The organism is Microbulbifer sp., from assembly GCF_051659245.1.
Taxonomy (GTDB): Bacteria; Pseudomonadota; Gammaproteobacteria; order Pseudomonadales; family Cellvibrionaceae; genus Microbulbifer.
Genome location: NZ_JBOFOC010000006.1, coordinates 34,264 through 49,741, shown reverse-complemented (window position 1 = coordinate 49,741; position 15,478 = coordinate 34,264). Strand labels below are relative to the sequence as shown.

Annotated in this window: 14 protein-coding genes; 4 read left to right on the top strand and 10 right to left on the bottom strand. The window is 53.9% G+C overall.

The genetic code is table 11. From position 1 onward, the window contains the following. Positions 1-13 precede the first annotated feature (13 nt). On the bottom strand, positions 14-2,686 hold the full coding sequence (locus ACRC0P_RS00545) for a TonB-dependent receptor domain-containing protein (RefSeq protein WP_438627453.1): 2,673 nt from the start codon (positions 2,684-2,686) through the stop codon (positions 14-16). Between the two features lie 522 nt (positions 2,687-3,208). Further along, the gene (locus tag ACRC0P_RS00540) at positions 3,209-3,502 is read right to left on the bottom strand and encodes a ComEA family DNA-binding protein (RefSeq protein WP_438627451.1); all 294 of its coding nucleotides are present in this window, start codon (positions 3,500-3,502) and stop codon (positions 3,209-3,211) included. A gap of 592 nt (positions 3,503-4,094) precedes the next feature. Between ACRC0P_RS00540 and ACRC0P_RS00535 the strand changes: the two genes are divergently transcribed. Further along, complete coding sequence (locus ACRC0P_RS00535) at positions 4,095-4,649, top strand: hypothetical protein (protein WP_438627449.1); 555 nt, start codon at positions 4,095-4,097, stop codon at positions 4,647-4,649. A 297-nt stretch (positions 4,650-4,946) separates the two neighbouring features. Here ACRC0P_RS00535 and ACRC0P_RS00530 read toward each other — a convergent pair whose 3' ends face one another. The 4 genes from ACRC0P_RS00530 to ACRC0P_RS00515 all read right to left on the bottom strand — a co-directional run bounded on the left by ACRC0P_RS00530 (position 4,947) and on the right by ACRC0P_RS00515 (position 6,303). Continuing rightward, positions 4,947-5,234 carry a hypothetical protein gene (locus tag ACRC0P_RS00530; protein ID WP_438627447.1) on the bottom strand — a complete coding sequence of 96 codons (288 nt, stop codon included), beginning with the start codon at positions 5,232-5,234 and terminating at the stop codon, positions 4,947-4,949. Between the two features lie 267 nt (positions 5,235-5,501). Then, positions 5,502-5,819: a HigA family addiction module antitoxin gene (locus tag ACRC0P_RS00525; RefSeq protein WP_438627445.1), complete on the bottom strand. Its 318-nt coding sequence runs from the start codon at positions 5,817-5,819 to the stop codon at positions 5,502-5,504. A gap of 9 nt (positions 5,820-5,828) precedes the next feature. Next, a complete protein-coding gene (locus tag ACRC0P_RS00520) occupies positions 5,829-6,005 on the bottom strand; it encodes a type II toxin-antitoxin system RelE/ParE family toxin (protein WP_438627487.1) in 177 nt (58 codons plus the stop codon). A gap of 16 nt (positions 6,006-6,021) precedes the next feature. Then, positions 6,022-6,303, bottom strand: a complete 282-nt coding sequence (locus ACRC0P_RS00515) for a type II toxin-antitoxin system ParD family antitoxin (RefSeq protein WP_438627443.1) — start codon at positions 6,301-6,303, stop codon at positions 6,022-6,024. 1,077 nt (positions 6,304-7,380) lie between these two features. Between ACRC0P_RS00515 and ACRC0P_RS00510 the strand changes: the two genes are divergently transcribed. Beyond that, the gene (locus ACRC0P_RS00510) at positions 7,381-7,548 is read left to right on the top strand and encodes a hypothetical protein (protein WP_438627441.1); all 168 of its coding nucleotides are present in this window, start codon (positions 7,381-7,383) and stop codon (positions 7,546-7,548) included. A gap of 12 nt (positions 7,549-7,560) precedes the next feature. Beyond that, positions 7,561-7,980: a type II toxin-antitoxin system death-on-curing family toxin gene (locus tag ACRC0P_RS00505; protein WP_438627439.1), complete on the top strand. Its 420-nt coding sequence runs from the start codon at positions 7,561-7,563 to the stop codon at positions 7,978-7,980. A gap of 89 nt (positions 7,981-8,069) precedes the next feature. Here ACRC0P_RS00505 and ACRC0P_RS00500 read toward each other — a convergent pair whose 3' ends face one another. After that, positions 8,070-8,546, bottom strand: a complete 477-nt coding sequence (locus tag ACRC0P_RS00500; RefSeq protein WP_438627437.1) for an RAQPRD family integrative conjugative element protein — start codon at positions 8,544-8,546, stop codon at positions 8,070-8,072. Positions 8,547-8,746: 200 nt separating this feature from the next. Between ACRC0P_RS00500 and ACRC0P_RS00495 the strand changes: the two genes are divergently transcribed. Beyond that, entirely contained in the window at positions 8,747-9,736 is a 990-nt protein-coding gene (locus ACRC0P_RS00495) for a transposase (RefSeq protein WP_438627485.1), read from the top strand. 286 nt (positions 9,737-10,022) lie between these two features. On the opposite strand, the gene ACRC0P_RS00490 is transcribed toward ACRC0P_RS00495, so the two are convergent. The 3 genes from ACRC0P_RS00490 to ACRC0P_RS00480 all read right to left on the bottom strand — a co-directional run bounded on the left by ACRC0P_RS00490 (position 10,023) and on the right by ACRC0P_RS00480 (position 15,317). Next, positions 10,023-11,609: a tetratricopeptide repeat-containing sulfotransferase family protein gene (locus ACRC0P_RS00490; protein WP_438627435.1), complete on the bottom strand. Its 1,587-nt coding sequence runs from the start codon at positions 11,607-11,609 to the stop codon at positions 10,023-10,025. Positions 11,610-11,731: 122 nt separating this feature from the next. Further along, the gene (locus ACRC0P_RS00485) at positions 11,732-14,587 is read right to left on the bottom strand and encodes a TonB-dependent receptor (protein ID WP_438627433.1); all 2,856 of its coding nucleotides are present in this window, start codon (positions 14,585-14,587) and stop codon (positions 11,732-11,734) included. Positions 14,588-15,110: 523 nt separating this feature from the next. Further along, a complete protein-coding gene (locus ACRC0P_RS00480) occupies positions 15,111-15,317 on the bottom strand; it encodes a HigA family addiction module antitoxin (RefSeq protein ID WP_438627431.1) in 207 nt (68 codons plus the stop codon). Between the last annotated feature and the right edge of the window lie 161 nt (positions 15,318-15,478).

Below are 15,478 nucleotides of genomic sequence, written 5' to 3'. Positions count from 1 at the left end.
TGCCAGGTCCTTTTTAGAACTGATAGCTGACTCCGGCCCAGGCGTAGCGACCTTTATAGTCCAGGGTGCTGTTCCAGTCGCCGGAACCTGAGCCATCAGTGGGCTCGCGGTCGGCCAGGTTGTCGACACCGGCGGTCAGCCGCAGTGCGTCGCTTACGTCCCAGCCCGCGTGCAGGTCCAGGTAGGTGTGCGAGGGCACTTCGCGATAGGAGGTCTCGCCGTCGCTCAGATGGCGAACATCCAGGCCCAGGCTCCAGCTGTCCGCGAACCAAGTGGCACCAGCGAGGCCGCGCCATTTCACGTACATTTCACTGGAGGTACCCACATAGCCCAGCTTGTCCCAGGTCTGGTCAGTCTGCTCGTTGTATTCGTCATACTCCAGCAGGCGGGACGCCTGCAGGCGCAAGGCCAGCTGTCCGGCATTGAAATGCAGGTTGTTGACGATATCGAGGTCCACACCGCGGGTGCTGATTTCACCGATATTCATCCGGGGGCCTTCCAGGTTGGTGACCTCGCCTCCGGCACCGCGGGTGATCGCGGCGCAAGCAGTCTCGATGCCATCGCGGTAGCAGTCGTCCAGCATACGCTGCAGGTCCGGAGAGGTGATGGCGTTCTCCACCTGAATATCGAAGTAGTCCAGGGTGATGGACAGGTCTTCGACGAAAGCCGGGGTCCAGACGATGCCGAAGGTGTAGGACTCGGCCTCTTCCGCATCCAGGTTCGGGTTGCCGCCGATATTGGTGGGAACCTGGCTGCCGCCCTGGGTAAAGCCCGGACCTACCATGGCGCAGTTTGCGCCCTGGCCTTCCTCGTTGCTCTCACTGGTGTCACAGGGATCGATCAGGTACTCGTAGCTCTGAGCGGTGCCGCTGTAAAGTTCGTAAATACCCGGAGCCCGGAAGGAGGTGGAAGCACTGGCGCGGAAACGAAGGTCTTCGATTGGCGCGTAGACAAAGCCCACTTTACCGGTGGTTTCGCCGCCGAAGGTGTCGAAGTCGGAATAGCGAACCGCGAGGTCAGCGGACAATTCTTCCGCATACTTGGCGCCGGCCAGAATGGGCAGGTTGAATTCGGCAAACACTTCAGTTACCGAGTAGTCCCCTTCGGTGGCTTCCTGCTGGTTGCCGAAGGTGTCGCCACTTTGGGTTTCCACGCTGGGATTGAACTCACCGGACTCCTTGCGGTATTCCACGCCCGCGGCAAAACCCAGGGCGCCGCCCTGGAACTGGACAGCATCTAGGTCTCCGGTAAGAGAGAGGCCGTAGTTTTCCAGTTCGTACTCGTTGTCTTCCCTGTCGGTGTAACGCATGTAGTCGATCACTTCGGAACTCATGCCGCCGGCAAATACCGGCTCGATGCCCGCTGTGCCGTTCAGGATTTCCTGCAGCTTGCTCTTGCTGTAGGAATTGGCGATCACGTTTTCGCCTTCGTTCTTGCCGTAGCTGGCGAATGCGTCCCAACTCCAGCCGTTGGCCAAGTCGCCGCGAAGGCCGGCCAGGAAGCGGTAGGTGTCGGTTTCCTGCTCGTAGTCGCGGGTACCGCCGACCACCGGGCGGATGCGCATATCGTTAAAGCCCTTCTGCCAGCTTTCGCCGGGGAAGGGGAACTCTTCGTCTTCCGGATCGCGGCCATTGGCGACCCAGGCGTCGTGGGCTTCCTGCCAGGCACTCTGCAGTTGTGCCTGAATTTCGGCGGGCAGATGCTCTTCTGGGTCTATTGTCTCTTCCGGGTCTCTTGCAAAACCGTTGGCGGAGTACATCGGCTGTGCGGCCAACTGTTGGTTGGTGGTTTTGTTGGTATAGCTGGCCTCTCCGTAGAGTTCTACGCTGTTGCTCAGCGAGTAGTTGCCGGACAGGTTGACGCTGGTGCGCTCCATGCTGCCCGCAAGCCACATGTGTTGGCCGATATCGTAGGAGGTGGCACCGTCGGTCAGGTTTTGGCCGTCCTCGCCAACGGTAAAGTTGCCATAGTCGGTGTAGAGGTTGCCGTTGGGGGTCAGTGAGCTGTTCAGCCCTGCCCAGTCGCGATCGTTGTAGGCAATTTCGTCGCGCTGGGTGTGGGAGATATTGCCCACAAAACTGCCGCGCTCGCCTTCATTGCCGAAGGTGAAGGACAGCTCGCCGTTTTCACCGCCGCCGTCTTCGGTGGCACCGCCGCGGACACTGATCTTTACGCCGTCAAAGGAATCTTTCATTACTACGTTGATAACACCGGCGACGGCATCGGAACCGTATACGGCCGAGGCGCCATCGGTCAGCACCTCGATGCGGTCGATCATATCGACGGGGATATTATTCATATCCACCGCGGAACTCACCCCGGAGCTGGAAGATACAAAACGGCGACCGTTTACCAGAACCAGGGTGCGGGAGGAGCCCAGATTGCGCAGGTCGACAAAAGCCAGACCGCCGCCCCCGTTGTTGTCGTTGGCGTTGATGCCCGCGGTGCCCATAGACGGCAGTTCGCGCAACAGTTCGTCGATGGTGCCCACCCCGGAGCGCTCGATGGCTTCTGAGCCAACCAGAGTGATGGGGCCGGTAGTTGACAGCGGATCGCGGGCAATACGCGAACCGGTAACGATCACTTCTTCGACTTGCGGGCCGGGTACCGCGTCCTGAGCCACTACGCCGGTTGTAGCGAGAGTACTCAATGTCGCGATAGCAGCGCTCAATTTAGTCTTGATCATAGGTAGTGCATCCTTACTTATGTACTTATGGTACTTACAGTGCGGTTAGAAACTTGTAGCATTTAATGCGTAAACTGACTTTAATGTATTAAATCTAAATATGGAACTATCGTGACTAAGCGAAGTATTTCTGAAATCAATACATAGTGCATGAAATATAATCGATAAGGTTGTTTTTTGATCTGCAAATGGCAGAACTATTCGCGTAGATAAGGTTTCATAGTGATAATTTTTCTTATTGGAAATAAATGTGAGCAGGCATGCTTTAAGTGTAAAGATGACAGGAAGGCATAAGGTTTGATCGAAAATTAATCAAATCAACCTGGCTGGTGGTTCAGTGAGAGGTGCTATTCAATAGATGATCGGTTTTCTTTTGTTGCTGAGTAAGCCGGCTGTGGAGAGAGAGGAGCATTGAGCCTGGGGGTGGCCGAGGGAGTCGGCTGGGCGAAGTGAGGTTGGGGTGTGGATTACAGCGACTCGGGCGGACGAGCGCCGTAGCGCTCTTCCGTCCGAGTTTGGCTGCTAGAGCTGGATCTTTTCTCGATTCTTCTCCAGCGTAGCTGTGCCCACCCCCTTGACTTCCAGCAACTGCTCCACCGAAGTGAAGGGTCCCTGCTCCTCGCGGAATTTGACGATCAACTCCGCACGGGCTTCGCCCACGCCATCCAACACTGTTGCCAGCTCCTCGGCCGAGGCAGTGTTAATATTGACCACGGCCAATTCCGCATCCGCCTCTGCGGCGATGGTGGAAACAGAAGCGCACACCAGAAACAGTGCGGCAAATGCAGCAGATAACCACTTTTGTGCTTCCTTCATAAAAAGTTCTCCTTGTGGGCTTGTCATGCGTGCGCTGGAACTGTCCAATTTCTCCAGCCCGATTACTTTACCAACTTATTTAGTGTTTGTGTGTGGGATTTTATTACACGCCATTACAGGTTTGGGCGCCTTCTGATCAAATATGGACGGGAGTGCTACTCCCTGTATGCGGTAACAACAGTGTCCGGCTAAAAAAGCCAAGGTAAGAAATTTATGCTCAATCAGTGGCGTAATTCGTGTCTGAACAGAATGCCGCTAAGTTAAGGGGGCCGGGCATTTTTGTAGGGTGGATAAGCGAAGCGCATCCACCAGAAGCCGGCTGCTGGAGTGGTGGATGCGCTTCGCTTATCCACCCTACATCGGGCCAATTGCGCTTAACTTAGTGCCATTGGTGTCTGAACACACGAGACAGTCAAAAATCTTGAATTTCTCTCCAGGTGCTTTACGTCATTCAGAAACCGCCACACCGCTCTCATAGAAATACTAAATTCGACAGCCGTGTGGCAGCTCCGCAGAGCCTAGGACTGCGGGGGGGGTTGACCTTAAGGGGCTGGTTCTGGCCCGGCTCGCGGATGTCAGCTGGTTTATGCGCATGCTGAACGAATCCATCTCCCGGGAGGACCAGTGCACCGGCCGTTTCTGGGAAGGCCGTTTCAAGTCCCAGGCGTTGCTGGACGAGCGGGCGCTGGCGGCTTGTCTGGCCTATGTGGACCTGAACCCGATTCGTGCGCAAATGGCGGAGACTCCGGAAGAATCCGCGCACACCTCGGTCAAGCGGCGCATCGCAGCGGCCAAGCAAGGTGAGCAACCACAGTCACTCTTCCCTTTCGTCGGTAATCCGCGAGAGCCCATGTCCGCGGGCATTCCCCTGCGGCTCGAGGACTATCTGGCGCTGGTAGACTGGACCGGACGCGCTCTTCGCGGGGACAAACGTGGAGCCATTTCTGACCGCCTACCGCCCATTCTGGAGCGGTTGCAAATCGACCCGAGAAACTGGCTCTACCTGAGCCGGAACTTCGAAAGCCGCTTTAGGTCTCTGGTTGGCTCCGCCCAATCGATACGCACCGCCTGCGAACAGCTCGGTAAACGCTGGGCACAAGGAGTTCGCGAGTGTGAGCGATTTTTCTCTCCGTCGCCCACGTCCTGATTCTTTGCCTTCCTTTTAAAGAGTACCGTCGCGACTCAACTGCGAGGGGTGCTTTGGCCTTAAAGCGGCTGATTGGGGCTCACTTCAACCCTAGATTGCCAGTAAACGTTCCGCTAACGTTCGAAAGATTTTTCAATACTAAACATCACCGGAATATACCTTCCGATTTTTCTATTTATGGCTGTCCTTTTTTGTCCGCCCGGTTGGGGAATATAGGTGGTAGTCCCCCAAGCCCGGCCATTGCTGGCCGGGCTTGGGGGTCTTTCCGGTCACCGGCAGGTGGCCGATACTTGCACTCTAGCCGCTGGTCAGAGCCCGGAACAGGTCGTAGCCGTCGGATAGCAACAGGTAGGCGGCTTCGGATACCACGCTGAGCGCGCGGCTATCGGCACTCTGTACGTCGTCAGAGGCGGTGAGTTCCAGCAGCCTTTGGGCAGCGCCCAGACGGTGATTGGCCGTATCCAGTATATCGAGGGGCTTGGCAGACCGGTCAAAGAAGATGACCGGGTCAGCGGTGGGGTGGGCTGTCAGCGCCTGAAGGCTGTGACAGGGGGAGGGGTTTTGAGTAAACTTCGCGTCAGCCATTGTCGACTCCTCATGCAGTCGGTGATGGTTAGCTGGTCTTGGGTGTTGGTACCACCCAGGGCCAGCGCCTTTTTTAAAAGAGACCGGTATTTGGCCTTCTTTCTTTCCTTTTTTACTTCCTTCTTTCCTTACATCCTTTGCTCTCCATCCTCTTTGGAAAATTGTAGAAGCTGGATGCATGTACAGTATAAATGGTCTCTGGTGCTAAATAAAGTATTGGCTGCAAGAATATTTGGATAAGGTCGCGGCTGCGCGTGACTTGATTCGTTAAGCCATCTTTCGCCAGTGGGCGACATCTTGAATATCGGCCAAGTCCTTCTGTTCGGCTTGTTGTTTCTTGTAAAGATCCCACCGGATTTGCAGATTGAGCCAGAAATCGGCCGAGACGCCGAAAAAACGAGCCAAACGAAGGGCTGTGCTGGGTGTAATGCCACGCTTTTGATTAACCAGCTCATTAACACGTTGGTAAGGAACATGAATGGCGTCTGCCAGTTCACGCTGTGTAATGTTCATCGGGCGCAGAAACTCTTCCACCACCATTTCGCCGGGATGAGTCGGTTGCCTATGCGTAGGAATGCGGACCATACTTCACCCTCAGTACACCACGTGGTTCCGATGAGGGAATGAGCGATACCCTTCGCCTATGTCATCCCGGCGCGCCCCTGCACCGGGAAAGTTCGCGAGCCATTGAAAGCGTTCGTACAAGTCCACCGTGTACGATTGCGCCTTCTCGACTCCCCAGTTCTTACGCCCGTAACGGGCGATACTCATCACATCTTCAGATGTGTTATTCGTCAGTTGATAGTGACCTTCCATTCGAACTCTGATCCTCTGTTTCGAGTTGCCGTTTAATGCCCTCCGGCGTCAGATCAGAAAACTCACCACGTTGGGCCTGAGCCATTCCTTCGGATAGGTGCTCACGCAATGCCTCCAGCTTGCTTTGCCTTTCTTCCATCTGCCTTAAGGCGTCTCTTACCACTTCGCTCGCAGAACCGTAACGGCCTGACTCCAACTGGTTTCGAATGAACGTTTCCCAGTGCGAACCTAGAGTCATGCTGGTACTAGCCATAACTGCTCCTCTTAATTAATGGTTAATGTAACTACTCTCCCTTCTCCCGCTTGCGGGGGAGGGGGGCTGTTGGGGTGAGTAGTTACTGGTGAATAATGTTTGGTAATCTCACAGGATGGTGAATATTCAAAAGTACTCAATAATATTCAATATGAATAGTATCATCCCGAGTGGGGTTGTCCATTATTTTTGTCCGAAATGCTGTCTTTTCTACTTGTTTTGGCCAAAAAGCCGCTTTGGCCAAAGTGGATGAAAGTTGGCCTGCCCAGAGGGTAGAGACGGGGCTTTGGACAGCGCAGTTGGTGAAGAGATATTTTGGCCGATATGCCAGCCTTAATGCCATTTTGGCAAGAGGTGAGGCAGGATTCAGGGTGCTTTCTGGGTCGATAAATAGGCAACTTTTGGTCTGGTCTAAATCTGACCTGAAAGTCCAAAATCGTGCCGCAGACTGGCGTTGTAAATGCAAGGTAACCCGGCCGCGCAACTTATGCCACCACCGGCACCAGCCAGACTTCACTGCAGTGGTCCACCAGCAGGGTTCCGGTACCACTCTGGGCCACTGGAGTAGTCTATGAGCTTGGGTTCGGGTAACCCCTCGGCGCTGGCCCTCTGGAGCCCGCATTCTGCTGTGCCTTGATCGGCCACGCGCAGGGGGGGGCTATGGACAAGTGTTATCCGAACCCCTAGATCCCGGGAAAGGTACTATATGGGGAATCGGCCCGGCGCCGGATTTCTCCGTTAAGGCTTCCGCCAAATTTTTCACCTGCCCCCCAGACTCAAAACCATGCCTCCCTTCGGTCGGTTGGTGGCTCGTGCTGTGGGCACCATTCCCGGGAAGCGTCCGGTATCCCCAAAACTGCCAAGTTAAAAGTAAGCGCCCGACGATCACGCCTTGCCAGTACTCTCCCTTGTAGGAGCGGGCCTGTGGCCCTCATCTGCAAGTCATTGAGCTGGTTAACTTTTGTCCGCCTGCTCTCTTTACCAAAAGACACCGATTTCTGCATAAATAGACCAGTTCTTGAGCAAGTCAGGGCCATTTAGGTATACAATCAGCACATTGCAAGAGAGGTTACAAAAATGTCTATTCGCCCAATCCCCACTGCGCCAAGAGCAGATAAAGCCCCAAAGGTAGAGATTATCAATGGTCGCCGTGTCAAGGTAGTTAACCACGAACAAGCCAAAGAGATCGGCAAGTCCGTGATCGCTGAATACCGTGAGTCTTTGGAAATCCTTAAAGATCGGTAACGGGAGTATGAGATGGTCAATTTGGACGACCTCGCGCACCTTACCGCTGAGGATGTGCATGGATACCATGACGCAATTCTAGAAGAGCTTCCCGGTCTACCGGGGACGAAACCCGGGATGAGCGTTGAAGCGCTTGTCGGTAGAATCCACCAAAACCTTTACTACACCCACTTCAAGGGCATCGAGGAAGTCGCTGGGCTGTACGCGGAAGTTATCGCTCGGGGGCATGTTTTCAATGATGGTAACAAGCGCACCTCATTAGTCTCGATGATCTCATTTTTAAGAGCAAACGGGTACGCAGTGGATGCAAATCGAAGTGAAATTGCTGAATGGATCATCAAGCTGGCAGATGGGCAAGTGACCTATCGGGAGTTCGGCCCTTGGCTAAAGATTCGCCTGCGGGGTAGTCTCCCCGCAGGAGAGCCAGCTTAAGTACACGGTCTTTTTTGATATGGGGAGGCTTAGTACCAACTCGCACGGCTGCCGGCCTGCTCAGTCAACCGCACCCGGAAGTGGATTTGTCATCGAAACTGGCGACCAATTGCTCCCCATTTTGAGGTCAAGAGTGGCGCCAGGCTGTCGCACCGGGAGGCGAGGAATTTGAAAGTCTTTCGCGAAGAATATTCCGACCTTGCCAGTGGCGGGTTGATTTCGTACGACGGGGAGGAACTTTCTGGGTGGCGGAAGGGGTGCTGGCCGCGCCCTGTGTTGATTCGATTTTCGGCCCAGCCGACGTAGGCCGTGCGGATGGCCAAACACCACGCCCACCAGCCGCGGTACTCGCCAATCAACGCATCGGGATCCCTGGGTTGGGCGTGGGACGGCTCCAGGTAGTCCTGGATGCCGGCGCGCACGCGCGCCAGATCGGCGAGCAGGCGAGGGTAGTCGAAGTGGTAGCGCTTGCCGGTCACGACGGGGTTGGAAGTCGCGCTCTGTTTGACGAAGCGCTCAAGGGCGTTGAGTTGGTGCAGCGTGGCGGCTAGTTCCTGGCGCTGCAAGGGGGAACTCTGGGGACACCCACCACGCCACGGGTGGCGAACTCTGGGGACACCCACCACGCCACGGGAACTCTGGGGACACCCACGGGAACTCTGGGGACACCCACCAAACAAAAAGTTTCCCGCGCCACTGCTATTGCATCGTGCCGCCACCTGCGCAAAATACTGGTTATACATCCAGATCCATGAGCCAGCAGAAAATGACTGTGCCGCGCAAAGCTCTTATCTGCCCAGACACCACACCCTACTACCACTGCGTCTCCCGCTGTGTGCGCCGTGCCTTCCTGTGTGGGCGGGATGAGCGTACAGGACAGAGTTTCGAGCATCGCCGCCAGTGGATTGAGGACCGGTTGCTGACACTGGCCGAGGTGTTCGCCCTGGATGTCTGTGGATATGCGGTGATGAGCAACCACTACCATGTTGTGCTGCATATCGATCGACAGCGGGCAGCAGGCTGGGATTTGCGCGAGCTGACTGAGCGCTGGCACCAGCTGTGCAAAGGTTCTGCGCTCTCCCAACGCTTTGTTCGCGGTGAAGCCCTGGATTCCGCAGAACTGGCCCGGCTTGCGGAGGTTGCGGAGACCTGGCGCTCAAGGCTTGCGGATGTCAGCTGGTTTATGCGCATGCTGAACGAATCCATCGCCCGGGAGGCCAACCGGGAGGACCAGTGCACCGGCCGGTTCTGGGAAGGCCGCTTCAAGTCCCAGGCGCTGCTGGACGAGCGGGCGCTGGCGGCTTGTCTGGCTTATGTGGACCTGAACCCGATTCGTGCGCAAATGGCGGAAACTCCGGAAGAATCCGCGCATACCTCGGTCAAGCGGCGCATCGCAGCGGCCAAGCAAGGTGAGCAACCACAGTCACTCTTCCCTTTCTCCGGTAATCCGCGAGAGCCCATGTCCGCGGGCATTCCCCTGCGGCTCGAGGACTATCTGGCGCTGGTAGACTGGACCGGACGCGCTCTTCGCGAGGACAAACGTGGCACCATTTCCGACCGCCTACCGCCCATCCTGGAGCGGTTGCAAATCGACCCGAGAAGCTGGCTCTACCTGAGCCGGAACTTCGAAAGCCGCTTTAGGTCTCTGGTTGGCTCCGCCCAATCGCTGCGTACCGCCTGCGAACAGCTCGGTAAACGCTGGGCACAGGGAGTTCGCGAGTGTGAGCGATTTTTCTCTCCGTTGCCCACGTCCTGATTCTTTGCCTTCCTTTTAAAGAGTACCGGCGCAGCTCAACTGCGAGGGGTTCTTTGGCCTTAAGCGGCTAATTGGGACTCACTTCAACCCTATATTGTCAATAAACTTCCGCTAACGTTCGAAAGATTTTTCAACAAGCTTCGATGCTGCTGGTAGGACGCTGGTTTTTGGCGGGATTATCGATTTGTGGGTGTCCAGTTGTTAGTTATCCAGTTGTTAGTTATATGGGTGTCCAGTTGTAGTTATTTCCAGTTGTAGTTATTCTCCAGTTGTTATTCTGGGCGAGTTAATTTAATTTTATTCCTGCTTGATTCAAGGTGTCTAAAATAGGAGTTAAAAATTTTTGATATGCTTTCCATTTTTCTATTGATGAGTGATAAATGGGTTGCCTTACTTGCATTGCACTCGCTGTTGCTACTTGGTCCTTAATATTTGTATGATTTAAGCACGCGTCTTCCCATGGGAGCTCGCAAAAATTCAGAATTCTTTCTAACTCGTGTTTTGGGTTCTCTACTAGGTTTTCGTATGAAGCTCTTATGATGTGACTTGGAAACTGTTGTTCCCAGCATTCGATTAAGCTTCGATACAGCAAGTAATACTCGGCTACTTCCTCTAGATTATATGAATAAAAGGCAACGGCAGAGAATAGTTGTTTGTAGTTGCTGAAGCAGGTGTCTGCTGCGCCGCGGGTCATATGAATTATTTTGGCGTTGGGTAAGGATTTTACGATTAGTGGTATATATAGGAAGTTGAAAGGATTCTTGTCAATGATGTATCTATTGTAGGTGTCCCGTCTCGGGATGCTTCTAAGGTAGGTTTCGCCGAGTTCATGCATCGGCAGTCTTGCCGATGCATGAATTGTGTCCGCGTCAAAATCTAGGTTTAGCGGATTTTTGCATAGCTTTTTCAAGGCTATTCCGAAGTTCCTCAGCTCCCCATAGGAGTTGGTCGCTGAATGCGATGAAAGCAGTTTTTCAATTAAAGTTGTCCCGGTTCTCGGTAGTCCGACAACAAAGATGATTGGGTCTGATTGTTTTCCGGGTTCCTTATTTGATGCCCACTCTTCGTTGAAGATTTGTTTTATCTTTGAGAACCTGTCTTTCTCTTGAGAGATGGAGAATTTTATTTGGCTGCGCTTCAGCTTATTTCCTATTTCGTAATATTCAAAGGATTTATCAAAGTTTTCACTTTTCTCTAGAAGAGATCCCAGTGAAAAACTTGCGAAAATTTTTTCTTCGTTGGGTGACCTTTCAGAGTGTAGTATTTGAGTGAGACTTTTTAAGTCTGAGAAATTGCAGCGGTTTATCAGATTTAGACCCCAGTACGCCTTTCCAGATAGCGGGGAGGTTTTGATTATATTTCTAAAGTTTTTTTCTGCTTCGTTTGTGCGGCCTTGAGCTATTTGTGATATGGCAAGGTTATGCCTGAACCTCAGGGTGGAAGGTGCAATCGCCGCTGCTTTTTTGTAGAAGTGGATGGCTAGTTTGTGTTCATCTATAGAGGCGGAAGACATACCTAAAATGTCGAGAGACCAAGTGTCGTGAATGTCGAGCTCTCCCGCGCGTTTTAGCGCCGAGATAAGACCAGAAAAATTTCCGCTAGACAGTAGGCAGAAAGCTTGCTGTGCCACGTAGTGTGGGTGGTTCGGCTGTAGTTCTAAGCCCTTATTGATGGCATCTAATGCATCCTCGATTCTCTTTGTTCGCCGATACACTTCACTTAGAAGAAGCCACGCTTTGGCGTCAAGCCCTGGGATTTCTGCGAGCAGCTTACTGATATGTATACAGGCTTGTATGTCGTTGCGGCTTAGCGACAATTCTAACTGTCTTGTGAACCGATCCTTGCGGTCTTTTTGAGATTGATGCGTAACCATTGTTTTCCAAATTCAATTTGTAAATGCATAAATAATGCCATGGATTTAGGGGGGACAAAAACTCAAAAAGCCACAGGTGGAGTCCACCGGTGGCTTTGAAAGACAACTTTTAAGCTTAAAGCTTAGAAGTTGAAGTTTACGCGACCGTAATAATAGCGACCTTGGGTCTCATAGGTGCGTACGTCGGTATTGTCGTTGAAGCCGGTGTAAGCAAACGGAGGTTGCTCATCGGTGACATTGTCAATGCCGAAAGTCAGGCGAGTCTTGTAATCGGACAGGTTGTAAGACAGTTGGATGTCATGAATAACCTGGCTATCAACTTCGTGAGGCTCGTTAGTCTGCTCTCCAGTTACTGGGTCTATGTTATACCAACCGTTGAGGGTTTCCATAACGGAATGGATATAGCGGGAGCTGAAACTGGCATCCCAGTTCTCGTAGCTCCAGTTGGTGGTAAAGTTGGTTTTCCAGCGGGGGAAGTTGCCATCCTGGTTATCTTCGAGGCGGCCGGCATGACTTACTACATCTCCGTTGGAGAGGGTTTTGTCATACTCGGTCACATATGCGGCATCGAAACCAAAGCCGAACAGGCCTATGCTGGTTCCCGGCATCTGATAGCGAAGTGACAAGTCTACACCCGAGGCGTTCAGGCCACCGACGTTGGTATTGAGATCGTGGATAAATATAATGCTACCCACTTCAGCACCGCTGCCTGGACCCCAACGGTCGATCTTGTCACAATCCAGACCTCCCTTATTCGGATTGTGGCAGTTATCGAGGATGACCTGGGGACCGGTAGTGGAAATCATGTTTTCAATTTCCGTTTCCCAGTAGTCCACAGTTAAGGAGGCACCGTCGAGCCAGGAGGGCTGATAAACCAGGCCTACGGTGAATATATCGGCTGTTTCCGGCTGCAGATCCGGGTTGCCGCCGATCTTGGACGGGATTTGAATAATTCCCTCATCGTCGTAGCCGCCGTCTTCGTCGTCTGTCCGTGGGGGCACGCCATCCGCGACACAGGTGTCGGTCGGGTCGCTGGCGCACTTGTCCTTCGCGTTGGGGAAGGTGCTGGCAATACCCTGGTAGAGTTCGGGGATGGACGGCGCGCGGAAAGCCTCGGACACCGTGGTGCGAACTGTCAGGTCATCGGTGATGGACCAGCGCAGACCTACTTTAGAGTTGGTGGTATCACCAAACGTGCTGTAGTCGGAGTAGCGCGAAGCCACACTCAGCTCCAGGAAGTTGATTGCGGGCAGGCCTTCCAGCAGAGGAACGGCAAACTCCACATAGGCTTCGTTCAGATGGTAGGAGCCTCCAGTTGCAAGCGACGAACCTGCAGTTGAAGTGCCCAGCAGTTGCAGAGAATCGGGCTGGGAGAATCCGCTAACCTTACGATGCTCAAGACCGAACGCCATGCCCAGAGGTCCAGCAGGCATATCGATGATGCCACCACTAATGTTGAATTGCACAGCCGACATGTCGTTACCACCTTCCGTAATGGAAACGTAGTTGCCGCTAATGTACTCCAGCATTTCTGCAGTAATTTCGGTATCGGTTCCCGGAACACCGAAAACGTTGAGGGGCACACAGCCATCAATTACCCCTTCTGCAGTACCGTCTGAACTACACAGTACGTTGCCTGCAGAGTCTACAAAAGTGGGGCCAACTGCCTCGGCTACTCTCTCCAGGTTGAAGTAGCCTTTATCGATGATATTGGCGTCGTTTTCACCATAGAGTGCAGAGAGATCCCAGTTCCAATCGCCTAATTCACCTGCAATGGCCAGAGTGATTTGGTGTGTGTTGGTTTCGTGGACTTGGTCTCGACCCCCGGTCTCCACCATGCGACGACGCCAGTCGTTCAAGACCATGGTTTCGCCGTCAGCATTCTTCGGGCCAAACTGCTGGTTATAGTAGTTCAGGTCGGAATACGGTGCCGCGTGACCAAAGAATGCCAAGGGAGCGAGAGGTTCCGGGGCAATCAGACGCTGGGAACCGCGGTGCGTGTACATGAATTCAGCACTGGCCTCGACGTTCTTCAGGGCGCCGAGGTCGCCGAGATTATAGTTGCCGAAGGCGCTAACGCCCCAACGCTCGTTAGGAGTTTGAGTATAGTTGGCGGGCGCGTAGTTATATGCATCGGTAGCGCCGTTATACTCTCCCCATTCGCCAAACTCTGGGCCTCGAGAGTAACGAATTCCATCAGACCCGCCGTGGTTGCCCCAAGGTGTGGCGGATGAGCCGCCAGGTTCTTGACCCGTTGGGTTCCAGTAGGGGTGGAACCAGATCTCTTCTTGCGAGTACTCGCGGTCACCGGCCCATATAGGTTCCTGGTTTGCGTAGTATCCAGAGACAACAAAGTTGCCATTATCGCTGGATGTACCGAAAGTAAAGCTGGCTTCCTCTTCTCTGCCATCCCCCTCGCTGGTTTCGCCGAAAGAGGTGGAGAATTCCGCACCCTCGAAATTGTCACGGGTAATGATGTTGACTACGCCCGCAATAGCGTCCGAGCCATATACGGCAGAAGCACCGTCTTTCAGTACTTCTACGCGCTCGATCATCGCTACCGGAATGTTGTTCAGGTCGACAGAAGAGTTAGCGCCCAAGCCGGAAGCAACAGCGCGGCGGCCGTTTATCAGCACCAGAGTGCGCTCTTCACCGAGGCCGCGCAGAGAGAAACGCACAGCACCGGACCCGCCATTGTTAACGCCAGTGTTGGTTGCGGCACCTGCGGAAGACGGCAGGTTTTGCAAAATATCACCGACGCTTAGTTCGCCACTTCCTACAAGATCTTCCCTGGAGAGTACGGTTACAGGGTTGGCACCTTCCAGGTCAGCGCGCTGAATACGCGAACCGGTGACTAGTACTTCTTCCACGACCTGCGCATCTTCCTGCGCAAAGGCGGGCATGGCCGGAACCATTACTGCGGCTGCGGTAAGCCCCAAGGCCCCTTTCACAGCAACAGACAGAATGTTCTTTTTCATTGTAAATCCTCTCTTGATCGTTGGATTTATAGTGTTTGCCACAAATGGCGATGATTAGAAGTGGCAACCCCCAAGTGGCCACTTCCCTCCCAACACTGCTATTGACGGCTGGGAGGATGGTTCCCTCAAAAAAATCGCATTTTTTTTCCTTAACTTCGCAATGTCAGGTTTGGGAGGTTTGTTTTGTGTGTTTTTTGATCAGTTTGGAGGTGTAAAGGAGTGAAGAGACGCCCCGTTCGGGGTGGGAAGGGCCGGAGGGGGTTGGAACTGGAGAGTCACGCTGCCAGCAGAGGGGGTCGATGACGTCGTAGTTCAGAGCCTGGCTTGCAGGCGGTTGAATTGGTTCTATCTGCCCGCTATTCGCCAGCAAGGCTGGCTCCCACAGGGGAGGGAAGTTTTGACTCGATAGTATCGGATTTAGGGAGCTGTCGGTTCCGGGCGTCGGTTGCCACCGGAGGTCTCCATCTTCTCTCAGCAGAAATGGCTGGCGCGCAGATCTACCTCGGCGGCCTCGAAACCGGGGTCAGGCCATCTGGCGAGGGGCCACTTCCCTCGCGATTTGATCCGCCCGCTCGATCTGTGCGACCCGCAGGTCGACTATGTCGTTGATGCGTGGCGCCGGCACATGCAGCGCCTTTGCCAGTGCATTGGCGCTCATGCCCAGCGGGACCAGGTAGTCCTCGCGCAGGACTTCACCCGGGTGGATGGGGCGCATGCCGCTGTTGAACATATTTACCTCCTCAGTGGTAATCCTCGATGGCCACATCTGCCGGGCCATCCGGAAGTATATCGAATAACGTTAAGCGTCAAATTGGAGGCTGCTGGTTCCGGACGTTGCGGATACCGCCGGAAATCTCCACATCGTCCCGGCAGAAGCAGCTGGCGCGGATG

Coding starts and splice junctions, on each gene's coding strand:
- ACRC0P_RS00540 (WP_438627451.1), bottom strand. CDS start 3,502: ATGAAGGAAGCACAAAAGTGGTTATCTGCTGCATTTGCCGCACTGTTT.
- ACRC0P_RS00520 (WP_438627487.1), bottom strand. CDS start 6,005: ATGAGTATCGCCCGTTACGGGCGTAAGAACTGGGGAGTCGAGAAGGCG.
- ACRC0P_RS00525 (WP_438627445.1), bottom strand. CDS start 5,819: ATGGTCCGCATTCCTACGCATAGGCAACCGACTCATCCCGGCGAAATG.
- ACRC0P_RS00505 (WP_438627439.1), top strand. CDS start 7,561: ATGGTCAATTTGGACGACCTCGCGCACCTTACCGCTGAGGATGTGCAT.
- ACRC0P_RS00515 (WP_438627443.1), bottom strand. CDS start 6,303: ATGGCTAGTACCAGCATGACTCTAGGTTCGCACTGGGAAACGTTCATT.
- ACRC0P_RS00495 (WP_438627485.1), top strand. CDS start 8,747: ATGACTGTGCCGCGCAAAGCTCTTATCTGCCCAGACACCACACCCTAC.
- ACRC0P_RS00485 (WP_438627433.1), bottom strand. CDS start 14,587: ATGAAAAAGAACATTCTGTCTGTTGCTGTGAAAGGGGCCTTGGGGCTT.
- ACRC0P_RS00530 (WP_438627447.1), bottom strand. CDS start 5,234: ATGGCTGACGCGAAGTTTACTCAAAACCCCTCCCCCTGTCACAGCCTT.
- ACRC0P_RS00480 (WP_438627431.1), bottom strand. CDS start 15,317: ATGTTCAACAGCGGCATGCGCCCCATCCACCCGGGTGAAGTCCTGCGC.
- ACRC0P_RS00510 (WP_438627441.1), top strand. CDS start 7,381: ATGTCTATTCGCCCAATCCCCACTGCGCCAAGAGCAGATAAAGCCCCA.
- ACRC0P_RS00545 (WP_438627453.1), bottom strand. CDS start 2,686: ATGATCAAGACTAAATTGAGCGCTGCTATCGCGACATTGAGTACTCTC.
- ACRC0P_RS00535 (WP_438627449.1), top strand. CDS start 4,095: ATGCTGAACGAATCCATCTCCCGGGAGGACCAGTGCACCGGCCGTTTC.
- ACRC0P_RS00490 (WP_438627435.1), bottom strand. CDS start 11,609: ATGGTTACGCATCAATCTCAAAAAGACCGCAAGGATCGGTTCACAAGA.